At 36.1% G+C, this 14,280-nt stretch carries 10 protein-coding genes; 9 read left to right on the forward strand and 1 reads right to left on the reverse strand.

Annotated elements, in window-relative coordinates; all coding sequences use genetic code 11:
* Positions 1–26 precede the first annotated feature (26 nt).
* The 6 genes from leuS to cysI all read left to right on the forward strand — a co-directional run bounded on the left by leuS (position 27) and on the right by cysI (position 8,151).
* Entirely contained in the window at positions 27–2,441 is a 2,415-nt protein-coding gene (leuS, locus tag NST00_RS08135; RefSeq protein ID WP_016837049.1) for a leucine--tRNA ligase, read from the forward strand.
* A gap of 460 nt (positions 2,442–2,901) precedes the next feature.
* The gene (gene cobA / locus NST00_RS08140) at positions 2,902–3,669 is read left to right on the forward strand and encodes a uroporphyrinogen-III C-methyltransferase (protein WP_016837050.1); all 768 of its coding nucleotides are present in this window, start codon (positions 2,902–2,904) and stop codon (positions 3,667–3,669) included.
* 9 nt (positions 3,670–3,678) lie between these two features.
* Complete coding sequence (locus tag NST00_RS08145; RefSeq protein ID WP_340709842.1) at positions 3,679–4,431, forward strand: sirohydrochlorin chelatase; 753 nt, start codon at positions 3,679–3,681, stop codon at positions 4,429–4,431.
* Positions 4,432–4,465: 34 nt separating this feature from the next.
* On the forward strand, positions 4,466–4,579 hold the full coding sequence (locus NST00_RS08150) for a DUF2292 domain-containing protein (RefSeq protein WP_408056479.1): 114 nt from the start codon (positions 4,466–4,468) through the stop codon (positions 4,577–4,579).
* Between the two features lie 31 nt (positions 4,580–4,610).
* Positions 4,611–6,407 (forward strand): assimilatory sulfite reductase (NADPH) flavoprotein subunit, encoded by a 1,797-nt coding sequence (locus tag NST00_RS08155; protein ID WP_016837053.1) that lies wholly within the window; start codon positions 4,611–4,613, stop codon positions 6,405–6,407.
* Positions 6,397–8,151, forward strand: a complete 1,755-nt coding sequence (gene cysI, locus NST00_RS08160) for an assimilatory sulfite reductase (NADPH) hemoprotein subunit (RefSeq protein WP_096551618.1) — start codon at positions 6,397–6,399, stop codon at positions 8,149–8,151. Before NST00_RS08155 ends, cysI begins: the two co-directional genes overlap by 11 nt.
* A gap of 94 nt (positions 8,152–8,245) precedes the next feature.
* On the opposite strand, the gene NST00_RS08165 is transcribed toward cysI, so the two are convergent.
* Positions 8,246–9,496 carry a BaiN/RdsA family NAD(P)/FAD-dependent oxidoreductase gene (locus NST00_RS08165; RefSeq protein WP_340709843.1) on the reverse strand — a complete coding sequence of 417 codons (1,251 nt, stop codon included), beginning with the start codon at positions 9,494–9,496 and terminating at the stop codon, positions 8,246–8,248.
* A 289-nt stretch (positions 9,497–9,785) separates the two neighbouring features.
* Between NST00_RS08165 and asnB the strand changes: the two genes are divergently transcribed.
* The 3 genes from asnB (at position 9,786) to NST00_RS08180 (ending at position 14,257) form a co-directional block, all read left to right on the forward strand.
* Positions 9,786–11,639: an asparagine synthase (glutamine-hydrolyzing) gene (gene asnB / locus NST00_RS08170; RefSeq protein WP_168411932.1), complete on the forward strand. Its 1,854-nt coding sequence runs from the start codon at positions 9,786–9,788 to the stop codon at positions 11,637–11,639.
* 266 nt (positions 11,640–11,905) lie between these two features.
* The gene (locus NST00_RS08175) at positions 11,906–13,519 is read left to right on the forward strand and encodes a putative polysaccharide biosynthesis protein (protein WP_339289675.1); all 1,614 of its coding nucleotides are present in this window, start codon (positions 11,906–11,908) and stop codon (positions 13,517–13,519) included.
* Positions 13,520–13,531: 12 nt separating this feature from the next.
* A complete protein-coding gene (locus NST00_RS08180) occupies positions 13,532–14,257 on the forward strand; it encodes a pseudouridine synthase (protein WP_340435134.1) in 726 nt (241 codons plus the stop codon).
* The last annotated feature ends 23 nt before the right edge of the window (positions 14,258–14,280 follow it).

Below are 14,280 nucleotides of genomic sequence, written 5' to 3' on the forward strand. Positions count from 1 at the left end.
TAAATTAGGTCAAGGAGGAAGTACCCGTGAGTTACAATCATCGAGAAATTGAGAAGAAATGGCAGACGTATTGGGCGCAAAATAAAACCTTTAAAACATTAAACGATAATTCGAAACCTAAATTTTACGCATTGGACATGTTCCCTTATCCATCTGGATCAGGTTTGCATGTAGGTCACCCAGAAGGCTATACAGCGACAGATATATTATCTCGTTATAAACGCATGCAAGGTTATGATGTCCTTCATCCAATGGGATGGGATGCGTTTGGACTCCCTGCTGAGCAATATGCATTAGATACAGGTAACGATCCTGCCGAGTTCACTCAACAAAATATCGAGAACTTCAAACGTCAAATTCAAGAATTAGGATTTTCATATGACTGGGATCGGGAAATCAATACAACAGATCCAGAATATTATAAATGGACACAATGGATTTTTATTCAATTATATAAACATGGATTAGCATACATTGATGAGGTACCTGTAAACTGGTGTCCAGCTCTTGGTACTGTGCTTGCCAATGAAGAAGTTATTGATGGTAAATCAGAACGCGGAGGGCATCCGGTAATACGTAAACCAATGAAACAGTGGATGCTAAAAATTACAGCATACGCTGACCGCTTATTGGAAGATTTAGATGAGTTGGATTGGCCTGAAAGCATTAAAGAAATGCAACGAAATTGGATTGGCCGTTCAGAAGGTGCTGAAGTTACATTTACTGTACAAGGTACTGACAAACAATTCCGTGTGTTCACAACACGTCCTGACACATTGTTCGGAGCGACATATTGTGTTCTTGCACCGGAACATGATTTAGTAAAAGAAATTACGACTCCTGAACAAAAAGAACAAGTGGATGCTTATATTGAACAAGTACAATCTAAATCTGATTTAGAACGTACAGATTTAGCAAAAGAAAAAACAGGTGTATTTACTGGTGCATATGCCATTAACCCTGTTAACGGAAAAGCTATTCCAATTTGGATTGCGGACTATGTGCTTTCTTCATATGGAACAGGTGCTATTATGGCAGTACCTGCACACGACGAGAGAGACTATGAATTTGCGAAAAAGTTCAATTTACCAATCATTCCTGTTTTAGAAGGCGGAAATATAGAAGAAGAAGCGTTTACTGGAGATGGACCACATATCAACTCCGATTTCCTAAATGGTTTAGGAAAAGAAGATGCAATTAAGAAAGCCATCGAGTGGTTGGAAGAAAAAGGCGTAGGAGAAAGAAAAGTATCTTATCGTCTGCGTGATTGGTTATTTAGCCGTCAACGTTATTGGGGCGAGCCAATTCCGATTATCCATTGGGAAGATGGCACAATGACAACAGTACCTGAGGAAGAGTTACCTCTCCGCTTGCCTAAAACAAACGATATTCGCCCAAGTGGTACAGGAGAATCTCCACTAGCAAATATTGAAGATTGGGTAAATGTAGTAGATCCGAAAACAGGTAAGAAAGGTCGTCGTGAAACTAATACAATGCCTCAATGGGCAGGTTCCAGCTGGTATTTCTTGCGCTATATCGACCCAAATAACAAAGAAAAACTTGCAGATGAAGAGCTTTTAAAACGCTGGTTGCCAGTAGATATTTACATTGGTGGTGCGGAACATGCTGTTCTTCACTTGCTATACGCTCGCTTCTGGCATAAATTCTTATACGATATTGGCGTTGTTCCAACGAAAGAACCTTTCCAAAAATTATTCAACCAAGGAATGATTTTAGGAGAAAATAATGAAAAAATGTCTAAATCAAGAGGTAACGTTGTAAACCCTGACGACATTGTGCGAAGCCATGGTGCAGACACGTTGAGACTTTATGAAATGTTCATGGGTCCTCTAGATGCTTCTGTTGCATGGTCTACGAAGGGGCTAGATGGAGCAAGACGTTTCTTAGATCGAATTTGGAGACTATTTGTAAACGAAGATGGGACACTTTCTAATAAAATTCAAGAGTCCGATGATAAAACGTTGGAAAAAGTTTATCATCAAACAGTAAAGAAAGTGTCTGAAGACTACGATCACTTACATTTCAATACAGCAATTTCTCAACTAATGGTGTTCATCAATGAATGTTATAAAGTAGAAGTAGTACCAAAAGAGTATGCAGAAGGCTTTGTAAAAATGCTTTCTCCAATTGCACCACATATTGGTGAAGAACTTTGGTCAATTTTAGGCCATGAGGATACAATTACATATGAACCTTGGCCAACTTATGATGAATCAAAACTCGTTGATGATGAAGTAGAAATTGTAGTTCAAGTTAACGGGAAAGTCCGCTCAAAAGTGAAAGTAGCGAAAGATGCATCAAAAGAACAATTAGAAGAAATTGCAAAAGAAGACGAAAAAGTGAAAGAACTTGTTGAAGGAAAAGAAATTGTTAAAGTGATTACCATTCCAGGAAAACTTGTCAATATTGTTGTGAAATAAAAAGCATTTGTTGAAAACAATGGCTCAAAAGTAAGAAACCTTTTGAGTCATTGTTATTTTTTATGTAAATAATTCTTACTAAATTTATAGAATTATAAAAAATTCTATTGACTTATTAAGTTTGTGACCTTATTATTTATACCAAATTACTATGGATTAAAGTGCTGACTAGAAAACTAGAGGCCGTAATATTCTCCGGATGAACATAAAGACACGAGTACTTGTGTTCAAGGGGATATTATGGTCTTTTTGTTAATGCATGTTTTTATATTGGTTCTAATTGGTTTGGCTGTTTTGAAAAAACTGATTCATTATGCTTAATTTAGAAAAAAGTATTGAAATGGTATAGGGTATTTCGTAATATATAAAAAACATAAATCTTAGTTGTTTTATAAGAATTCAAGGTTTTTAGTATTCATGATTATCATTGTATATTTCAGGAAAAACGTGAGGGAACAAAATGGGAAAAGTATATATTGTAGGGGCTGGTCCTGGCAGTGTCGATTTAATAACGGTAAAAGGTTTGAGATGTATTCAACAAGCAGATGTTATTTTGTACGACCGTCTTGTATCAAAAGAGTTGCTTACTTATGCGAAACCAAACGCTGAACTAATCTTTGTCGGAAAGTTACCAAAATTACATAATGTCATACAAGAAAGAATAAACCAATTGCTTGTACACCATGCAAAAAGAGGGAAAATTGTTACAAGGTTGAAAGGTGGAGACCCTTTCGTATTTGGGCGTGGGGCAGAAGAAGCAGAGGTCTTGAGGGAAGCGGGCATTCCGTTTGAAATTGTGCCAGGCATTACCTCTGGTATTGCTGCACCTGCATATGCTGGAATTCCTGTAACTCATAGAGATTTTGGTTCGACCTTTGCAATTATTACTGGTCATATGAGAGAGGGAAAAGACGAAGGAATTGATTGGAAAGGTTTATCAGAATCAGTCGATACGTTAGCAATTTATATGGGTATTGGTAATTTGCCATACATTACAGAGCAATTGTTGAAATATAAGCGAAATCCAACTATTCCTGTAGCTTTAATTGAATGGGGAACTACGAGCCATCAAAGAGTTGTTACGGGTACGTTAGAAACGATTGTAAGCATCGCTAGTGAAGAGAAAATAAAAAATCCTTCAATGATTATAGTAGGAGAAGTTGTGAAAATGCGTGAAAAGATTGCGTGGTTTGAAGAATGTCAGTCGACTTTACGTGAAACTGTGTAAACAGGAGGGATGAAATTGCAAGCATTGTTGTATGTTGCTCATGGTAGCCGAGTAAAAGAGGGTGTAAAAGAAGCGATTCAGTTTATTGAAACAGTAAAATCCTATATCGATGTTGGCATTCAAGAATATTGTTTTTTAGAACTGGCAGAACCATCGATTTTAAAAGGAATAGAGCAATGTGTTTCGAAAGGAGCAACATGCATTACAGTAATCCCACTATTATTGCTTTCTGCAAATCATGCAAAAATCGATATTCCATCTGAAATCGAACAAGCAAAAAGACGATATCCTTTTGTTACCTTTACGATTGGAAAGCCTCTCGGCGTTCATGAAAAGCTTATTCATAGTTTACACAGCCGAGTAATGGAACAAAGTCCAGTAGACCCAAAGGAAACGGAGATTTTGTTGATTGGGAGGGGAAGCAGTGATCCAAGTGTACAGAAGGAACTAGGAGAAATTGCAAAACTCCTTCAACAAACATACGAATATGCAAAAGTTGATATTTGCTTTTTGTATGGTAACGGACCATCCTTCGACGAAAAATTAATGAAATTAAATGAAAGCAAAAATCGGGTATTCATAATTCCTTATTTATTATTTACAGGGTTATTAAAATTAGGCATTGAGAAAAGGGTAGCGAAACAAGGATTTTTGAAAGAACAAGTGGTGTTGTGTGAATGTTTAGGTTATGACGACAATGTGCGTCAAGTTTTCATTGAGAGAATTGAAGAATCACTATATTCATTTGTAGGGAGTGATTGAAATGGATAAAAAACAACAAAATTTTGAGAAGGCAATGGAAAGTATTAAAAAAATGATTAGCACAATGAATTACGGTTCAATCACTTTAATTGTTCAAGATAATTTTATTATTCAAATCGAAAAAAACGAAAAGATTCGATTGAAGTAAGAAAAGAATTTATTTTATCGAGGTGTGCAGAGTGTTAGAAGTCATCAATAGTCCATTTAATGAAAAACAAGTAAAGCAGTTAAATGAAGTGTTAGCAACGTTAACTCCCCAACAAAAAATTTGGTTAACTGGATATTTAACTGCAAGTGCGAACATTGGCGTTATAGAAGCTCCTAGAGAAATGACTCAACAAGCCGTTGCATCTTCCCCAATTCAAAAACATGTGACAATCCTTTATGCCAGTCAGACTGGAAACGCACAAAAACTTGCAGAAAAGTTTGGCGACCAGCTTCAACAGATAGGTTTAGAAGTTTCGGTTTCATCAATGAGTGATTATAAAACGAATGCATTGAAAAAAGCTCAATATTTACTGATTGTAGCAAGTACCCACGGCGAAGGAGAGCCACCAGATAACGCGATTGCTTTCCACAGCTTTTTACATGGAAAACGAGCGCCAAAATTAGATCATGTACAATACGCTGTACTTGCATTAGGCGACTCTAGCTATGAATATTTCTGTCAAACTGGTAAAGATTTTGATATTCAGCTAGAAAAACTAGGGGCAAAACGCCTAGTGGATCGGGTTGATTGTGATGTTGATTATGCAGAACAAGCAGAAAAGTGGTTTGGAGAAGTAAAGGAGAAATTGCATAGTGAATTTACACAATTTACTCCTTCTGAACAAGAAGCAGCAGCGACTGTATTACAAGAAGAGACGGAATATTCTCGCAAAAATCCTTTTGTTGCAGAAATCATTGAAAAGATTAATTTAAACGGGCAAGGTTCCAATAAAGAAACAATCCATCTGGAACTTTCTCTTGAAAATTCAGGAATTGCTTTTGAACCAGGGGATTGTTTAGCTATCATCCCGATTAACAATCAAACACTTGTGAACTCTTTAATTTCTGCATTAGGATTTGAGGCAAGCACAAAAGTCGATGTGGATGGAACATCTGTTACACTTGAAGAAGCGTTATTAAAGACATTTGAAATAACACTTTTAACAAAGCCGTTGATGAATAAAATCGCAGAGTATACGGAAAATAAAGATTTCCATGCATTAATCGAAAATCAGGAAACTTTAAAACAATTTATGAATGGTCGAGATTTATTAGATGTTGTGGAACAATTTGGACCATTTAATTGGGATGCCCAAGGTTTCATCAACTGTTTGCGTAAAATTCCTGCCCGACAATATTCCATTTCAAGCAGCTTATTAGCATATCCTGAAGAAGCCCATGTCACAATCGGTGTTGTTCGTTATGAAGTAGATGGTAGAGAAAGACTAGGTGTTTGCTCGACATATGTTGCCGATCAATTAGAAGTGGGAGATCAAGTACAAGTATATGTTCAGAAAAATCCAAACTTTAAACTTGTAGATGATGATACACCTATCATTATGATTGGTCCAGGAACAGGTGTAGCTCCTTTTCGCGCATTTGTTCAAGAGCGAGAAGAGCGCGGTGCTAGTGGAGAAAACTGGTTGTTCTTTGGAGATCAACATTTCGTAACAGATTTCCTATATCAAAGGGAATGGTTAAACTGGCTTAAATCTGGAGTGTTGACGAAACTTGATGTTGCTTTTTCTCGAGATCAAGAGGAAAAAGTATATGTACAACATAAAATGCTTAAGCATGCAAAAGAATTGTATGCATGGTTAGAAAAAGGGGCAGCTGTTTACGTCTGCGGTGATAAAAACATGGCAAAAGATGTGCAAGAGACGTTGCTCCGAATTATTCAACAGGAAGGCAACAAGTCGGAAGAAGATGCAATGGAATATTTAGAAGAATTGCGTAAGCAAAAACGTTATCAGCGGGATGTTTACTAAGGAGGAAGCAAACGTGACAAAAAAAATTGTGTTACCACCCCAAGAGGGAAAACCTAGTGATGTAGAGGAGATTAAGCAAGCAAGTAACTATTTGCGTGGAACATTGGCTGAATCTTTTCAAGATGAAGTTACATCCGGTATTCCTGATTGGGATAATCGATTATTAAAATTCCATGGAAGTTATTTGCAAGATGACAGGGATCAAAGGGTAGAAAGGGAACGTAAAAAATTAGAGCCGGCATACCAATTTATGGTGCGTTTGCGTATGCCAGCTGGAGTTGCAAAACCAAATCAATGGATAAAATTAGATGAACTGGCTGATAAATATGGAAACGGTTCAATCAAAATTACAACACGACAAACAATCCAATTCCATGGAATTTTAAAATGGAATATGAAAAAACATTTACAAGAGTTAAATAGTATTTTGCTTGATACAATTGCTGCATGTGGAGACGTAAATCGCAACGTCATGTGTAATGCAAATCCTTATCAATCTAAACTGCATCAAGAAGTATCTGATTACGCAGCAAAAATCAGCCAACATTTATTGCCTCGAACAAACGCTTATTATGAAATCTGGTTAGATCATGAAAAAGTTGTAGATACGCATGAGGAACAAGAACCTATTTACGGTGCTCTTTATTTACCACGTAAATTTAAAATTGGTATCGCTGTTCCACCTGCTAATGATGTAGATGTCTTTTCTCAAGATATCGGCTTAATTGCGATTGTTGAAAATGATGAATTGGTTGGTTTCAATGTGGCAATCGGTGGAGGAATGGGAATGACTCATGGGGATACAAACACTTATCCTCAGTTAGCGAGAATTATAGGATATGTTTCGAAAGATAAAATCGTTGATGTTTGTGAAAAAATTATGACTGTACAGCGAGACTACGGTAATCGTTCAGTACGTAAATATGCTCGCTTCAAATACACCATCGATCGACTTGGTTTAGAAAATGTGAAGAAAGAAATCGAAAAACGATTAGGATATGAATTTGAAGAAGCTCGTGACTTCCGTTTTGAACACACGGGCGATCGTTATGGTTGGGTTAAAGGGGAAGATGGTAAATATCATTTCACATTATTTATTCAAAATGGCCGTGTCCGCGATTTTGAAAATTATCCATTAAAAACCGCATTACGAGAAATTGCTGAAATTCATAAAGGTGAGTTTCGCTTTACAGGAAATCAAAATTTAGTCATTGCCAATGTAAGCCCAAGATCGAAAAAAAACATTGATAAAATCATTGAAAAATATCAATTAACGGAAAGTGACAATTACTCAGCTCTACGCAGAAATTCGATCGCTTGTGTTGCATTGCCAACTTGCGGATTGGCGATGGCTGAGTCTGAGCGGTATTTACCTACCCTTATTCAAAAAATTGAACCAATTTTAAAAGAATACGGCTTATTTGATCAAGATATTGTGATTCGGATGTCTGGCTGTCCGAATGGTTGTTCTAGAGCAGCTATGGCTGAAATTGGATTCATCGGAAAAGGTCCTGGAAAATACAATTTACATTTAGGAGGAAGTTTCCAAGGTACTCGACTTGCTAAATTGTATAAAGAAAATATAGGAGAAGAAGAAATATTAGCTACTTTAAGGCCGATTTTTGAACATTATGCAAATGAGCGGCTTGAAGGAGAGTATTTCGGAGATTTCGTCATCCGTGCTGGATATGTAGATGCAGTTACGGATGGAAGAGAATTCCATAAAGAGAAAACAAACGCATAAACATATTTTTCATTTCATTCTTCTGCCATGTCGAAAAGGGAATTAAGTAAAAAATTCTCTCCTGTTCGATAAGACATGGCAGAAGCAATGAAATTTATTTTCCTGCATTCATTCCTGCAATACGTCCTGTTACAAGAGCACTTGTAATATTATAGCCTCCCGTATAACCATGAATATCTAAAATTTCACCACAAAAATATAATCCCTTCTTTTTCTTCGAGGCCATCGTTTTAGGATCAATTTCCTTAATGGACACACCACCACCAGTAACAAATGCTTTTTCTAAAGGCAGCGTACCATGGACATCCATTGTAAACGATACAAGCTCATGAGCTAATTTTCGTATATGTTCTTGTGAAATTTCTGCGCAAGATTTTGAAGCATCGATATTTGCTCTTTCAAGTAAAAATAATAGCCATCTCTCAGGAGCTAACGGTTTTAATAAATTTTTTATCGATTTTTTCGGTTCCTTTTTTAGAAGTTGATTTAAGTATTGGAAACAAGTTTCTTCATTATAGTTGGTTAAGATTTGTATACGAATTTGAACAGGTGCACCACTATTTTTCTTTAATTCTTTCACAACAAATTGGCTACACCGCAATATGGCTGGTCCACTTATCCCAAAGTGAGTAAAGAGCATGTCCATTTGATGAGTAATAATGGGTTTTCCTTTTTTATTTAATACGGAAACCGCTACATCTCTTAATGATAAACCTTGCAAGTCCCGAGATTGAATAAAAGGCTCCTTCGATATAATCGGCACCTCTGTCGGGAATAATTCTGTAACTGTATGACCTGCTCGTTCTGCCCAAGGATATCCATCTCCAGTCGAACCAGTTTGAGGAACCGCTTTGCCGCCAACTGCCACGATTACTGTTTTTGAACGAATTTCAGAACCATCTTGTAGACGAACCCCTAAAACTTTTTCATCATCCATTAATATTTTGCTGACAGAAGTTTGTAAACGTATTTCTACGTTCAAGCGTTTTAATTCACGCGTCAAGGCATCAACCACATCTTGTGCTCGGTTGGAGACAGGAAACATGCGCCCGTGATCTTCTTCCTTAAGCGGTACACCTAATCTTTCAAAAAATTGTATGATATCTTCGTTGTTAAAAATGGAAAAGGCGCTATAAAGAAAACGACCATTTCCCGGTATATGTTTAATGATTTCCTCAACAGGTAATCGGTTGGTAACATTGCAGCGACCGCCGCCTGAAATCGCAAGTTTTTTTCCAAGTTTATTTCCTTTTTCAATTAGCAATACTTTTTTCTTTTGTTCACCAGCCGCTATAGCAGCCATTAAACCGGATGGACCGCCTCCGATTACAATACAGTCGTACATAAGAAAATCTCTCTTTCATTTAGATTTTTTCATTTCATATTATACACGCTGGATGGATGAAAATATAAATCTTTTGGAATTGTAAAAAGGAATAGCATTTGGAAAAAATATAAGTAGCAAGTCCATATAGAAAAATTATCTAGAAATTGTCTAGCTTTGTCGAGTTTAGTACAATTGAGAAGATTCATTGAATCTTAAGTAGAATCGTTTTATAATCATAATTCGGTATGATTACGGAGCAATTTCTGATAAAATAATTTTGTTATGCAGAAAGTTGAGGCGAAAAGTAATGTGTGGATTTATTGGATATATACATGGAACGGAGAAAATAGACCATCACCAAACAATTGAAAAAATGATGGATACAATTATACATCGTGGACCAGACAGCGGAGGCATACATATTGATGAAAAAGTTTCCCTAGGATTTCGTCGTCTAAGCATCATCGATTTAACTGATGCAGCAAATCAGCCTCTCTATAGTGAGGATGGAAGCATCGTTTTGGTTTTTAACGGGGAAATTTATAATTTCCAACAATTGCGGGAAGAGCTAATTAATAAAGGCTATCAATTTAAAACAAAGTCAGACAGCGAAGTACTGATTTATAGTTACATGGAATATGGTGAAGAGTTTGTAAAACAACTGCGCGGTATGTTTGCCTTTTGTATTTGGGATAAAAACCGCAATCAAATGATGATAGCCCGCGATGGTTTTGGAATTAAGCCGTTATATTATACAAAAAATACAAAAGATAATACGTTCATTTTCGGATCTGAAATTAAATCATTTTTGCCCCATCCTTCATTTATTAAAGAATTAAATAAAGATGCTTTACGTCCGTACTTAACATTCCAATATTCATCTATGGACGAAACGTTCTTTAAAGGAGTTTATAAATTACGACCTGCCCACTACATGATTATTAAAGAGGGCAAAATCGTAAAAATGGAAAAATATTGGGATAAAAAATACCATGCGAAAGATGGCACGTTGGAACATTATGTTGAAGAAATCCAAAAAACAGTGAAAGAATCAGTTGAGGCTCACAAAATAAGTGATGTGAAAGTTGGTTCCTTTTTATCTGGAGGGATTGATTCCAGTTACGTAACTTCATTATTGCGCCCAAATACATCTTTCTCTGTTGGATTTAAAAATTACGAAAAAATGTTCAACGAAACGGATCATGCAAAAGAATTATCCGATATTCTCAATATCGAAAATAAACGCACATATGTATCTGCTGATGATGTATTTGAAAAACTGCCTACCATTCAATGGCATATGGATGAACCACAATCCAACCCTTCATCTGTACCGCTTTATTTCCTTTGTGAATTAGCGAGTAAAGATGTAACGGTTGTTTTATCTGGGGAAGGAGCAGACGAGATTTTTGGAGGTTATGAATGGTACCAACCTTCGAAGCGAATGGAAACCTATGAAAAAATTCCGTTCGGCTTAAGAAAAATCATTGGAGCTATTGCAAAGAAACTTCCGAAAAATAAATATACGAACTTCTTAATAAAAGGTGGACAAACAATCGAAGAACGCTTCATTGGGGAAGCAGTTGTGTGGGATGAAGAAGATGCCTTAAACGTATTAAAACCAGCTTATCGTACTGGCCCTAGTGTTCATTCAATAACAAAACCGATTTACGATGAAGTACCATATGAAGATGACGTAACGAAAATGCAATATTTAGATTTAAATCTTTGGTTGCCGGGAGATATTTTACTGAAAGCAGATAAGATGAGTATGGCTCATTCTTTGGAACTGCGTGTACCGTTTTTAGATAAAAAAGTGATGGAATTAGCAAAAAACATTCCTACAAATTATCGTGTGAATGAAAAAGATACAAAATTTGCATTAAGACTTGCTGCTTTAAAAGAGCTTCCTGAAGAATGGGCAAAGCGTCCAAAGCTCGGTTTCCCTGTTCCAATTCGCCATTGGCTTCGAGAAGAGAAGTATTATAATATGGTCAAAGAAGCTTTTCAATCTGATTATGCGAAGGAATTTTTTGATACGAATCAATTAATGAAATATTTAGATGAGCATTACCATAATAAAGCAAATCGCGCAAGATACATTTGGACAGTATATGTTTTCCTTGTGTGGTATAAGCGTTTCTTTATTGATGAGAAATAAAAATGAATCGTTCATGAGTTTGTTTCGTACCGGTTTTCTCTGTATCTGGGGAACCGGTGCGATTCTTTCAATGTTATAGATTTTATAGTTTCTGATAAAGGACTATCTCAAAAGAATATGAGGTAGTGCTTATTTTTTGATGTAAAATTATATACTATGATTATTTACTTGAATTAAAAAGAACTAATAAACTGCATAAACGTTAAAAATACATAATAATGAATGTGATGATTATAAAAAAATCCTTTATAGAATGGATGAATTTGATGTCCTCTTTAATGAAAGGTACAGCTATATTAACAATTGGCATGTTTTTATCGAAAGTACTTGGATTAATCTATGTATTCCCTTTTTATGCAATTGTCGGAGAAGAAAACGTTATCCTCTACCAATATGCTTATATTCCATATACCATCATGCTGTCTGTCGCTATTTCAGGCGCACCAGTTGCAGTATCAAAGTTTGTAGCTAAGTATAATACGATAGGCGATTATGAAGCGGGACGGAAGTTGTTAAAATCTGGACTGCTCACAATGATGGTCACAGGATTTTTGACATTTTTATTATTAAACTTACTTGCATCACCGATTGCAGAAATTGTCATACGAAGTGAAGAGCAAGTTTTCACAGTGGAACAAGTGGCTTCAGTGATTCGATGGGTTAGTTTTGCTTTAATTGTCGTTCCATTTATGAGCTTGTGGCGTGGCTTTTTCCAAGGATATGGAATTATGGAGCCGACAGCATACTCACAACTAGTGGAACAAATTGTGCGTATTCTATTCTTACTTTGTGCTTCATTCATTGTGATGATCCTTTTAAAAGGGAAAGCTGAAACAGCTATTGCATTATCAGTATTTGCTGCCTTTATCGGTGCAATAGGAGGACTTTTCGTATTATTTTATTATTGGAAAAAATATCGACCTCAAATGAATGAGCTTAGAAGTCAAAGCAGCAGAAACTCTGACATTAAATTAACTGAAATTTATATGGAAGTGATACGCTATTCCATACCAATGATTTTCGTCGGAATCGCCAACCCTCTTTTTCAATTAGTCGATATGTTGACATTTAATAATGCAATGAAAAACATTGGGATGTCAGAAGTATCTGATCTATATTTAAGTATGATTAACTTTACAACTCACAAAGTAGTTATTATTCCCGTAATGCTAGCAACTAGCTTATCTTTAGCACTGGTACCAACGATTGCAAAATATTTCAACAGTGGTGAATTTCAATTATTGAAAGGGGCAATGGATAAGTCTTATCAAATATTATTTTTCATCACATTGCCTGCAGTAATTGGAATTGCATTATTATCTCATGAAATTTACTTCCTTTTGTATGCTCAAAGTGAAATGGGAGCGAAAGTGCTTGCTCACTATGCTCCAGTAGCGATTTTATTTGCTTTATTCCAAGTAACAGCCGCACTTTTACAAGGCATTGACTTTCAAAAGTGGATTGTTTTCAGCTTGTTAACAGGTATTCTTATAAAGTTAGTGCTGAATACGCCGCTTATTGAAGCAATGCAAGCGGATGGAGCAATTCTTTCGACAGCAATTGGTTATTCAGTTTCGATTGCCATAAACTTCATCGTATTAAAGAAAGTATTAAATTATCAATCGAAAATCGTATTAAGACGCACTTTGCTCATCGTTATCTTAACAGCTGTGATGGCTGCTTGTGTGTTGTTGGCGCATAAAGGATTAGTATGGTTATTTGGACCAGTTGATAGTAAATTGTCCAGTTTAATTGTGGCATCCATTTGTGTCGCGATTGGCGTATATGTTTATGCATTTATAAGCTTTAAAACAGGGTTAGCTCAAAAATTATTAGGAGAGCGAATTTCTCGTATAGCAGGGAAATTCGGGTTAAAGTAGGTGTAGAAAATTATGCGTTTAGATAAAATACTTGCCAATTCTGGATTTGGCTCTCGAAAAGAAGTAAAGCAGTTGTTGAAAAAAGAGCATGTGACAGTTGATGGGAAAGTTGTGAAAGATCCTGCCATGCACGTAAACCCAATGAGTCAAGAAATCTTTGTGCTCGGAGAAAAATTAGATTATAAAGAATTCATTTATTTAATGTTGAATAAGCCAAAAGGTGTTATTTCGGCAACGGAAGATCTTCGAGAAAAGACCGTGATTGACTTATTAAGCCCAATCGATCGACACTATCAACCTTTTCCTGTTGGTAGATTAGATAAAGACACTGTAGGATTATTGTTGTTAACGAATGATGGAAATTTAGCCCATCAGCTGTTATCACCGAAAAAACATGTGCCGAAAACCTACTATGCAAAAATTGATGGCATCGTAACGGAAGAAGATATTTTGGCCTTCAAAGAAGGAGTCGTGTTGGATGATGGCACGGTCACAAAACCGGGAGAATTGACTATTTTAAAGTCCGGAGATACTTCTGAAATCGAATTAACGATCTACGAAGGTAAATTTCATCAAGTAAAGAGGATGTTTGAAGCTGTCAATAAAAAAGTGATATTTTTAAAACGTTTATCAATGGGGAACATAACATTGGATTCTAATTTAAAATACGGGGAATATCGTGAGCTAACAGAAGAAGAAATAAAATCAATAAGAGAGTATGTGAATAAAAAAGAGTGACCCCGACGTAAGGTCACTCGTTA

Origin of the sequence: Ureibacillus sp. FSL K6-0165 (assembly GCF_038004285.1) — a bacterium.
GTDB classification, from domain to species: Bacteria; Bacillota; Bacilli; order Bacillales_A; family Planococcaceae; genus Ureibacillus; species Ureibacillus thermosphaericus.

Coding starts and splice junctions, on each gene's coding strand:
- cobA (WP_016837050.1), top strand. CDS start 2,902: ATGGGAAAAGTATATATTGTAGGGGCTGGTCCTGGCAGTGTCGATTTA.
- NST00_RS08145 (WP_340709842.1), top strand. CDS start 3,679: ATGAAATTGCAAGCATTGTTGTATGTTGCTCATGGTAGCCGAGTAAAA.
- NST00_RS08150 (WP_408056479.1), top strand. CDS start 4,466: ATGGAAAGTATTAAAAAAATGATTAGCACAATGAATTACGGTTCAATC.
- cysI (WP_096551618.1), top strand. CDS start 6,397: ATGTTTACTAAGGAGGAAGCAAACGTGACAAAAAAAATTGTGTTACCA.
- NST00_RS08165 (WP_340709843.1), bottom strand. CDS start 9,496: ATGTACGACTGTATTGTAATCGGAGGCGGTCCATCCGGTTTAATGGCT.
- asnB (WP_168411932.1), top strand. CDS start 9,786: ATGTGTGGATTTATTGGATATATACATGGAACGGAGAAAATAGACCAT.
- NST00_RS08175 (WP_339289675.1), top strand. CDS start 11,906: ATGTCCTCTTTAATGAAAGGTACAGCTATATTAACAATTGGCATGTTT.
- NST00_RS08180 (WP_340435134.1), top strand. CDS start 13,532: ATGCGTTTAGATAAAATACTTGCCAATTCTGGATTTGGCTCTCGAAAA.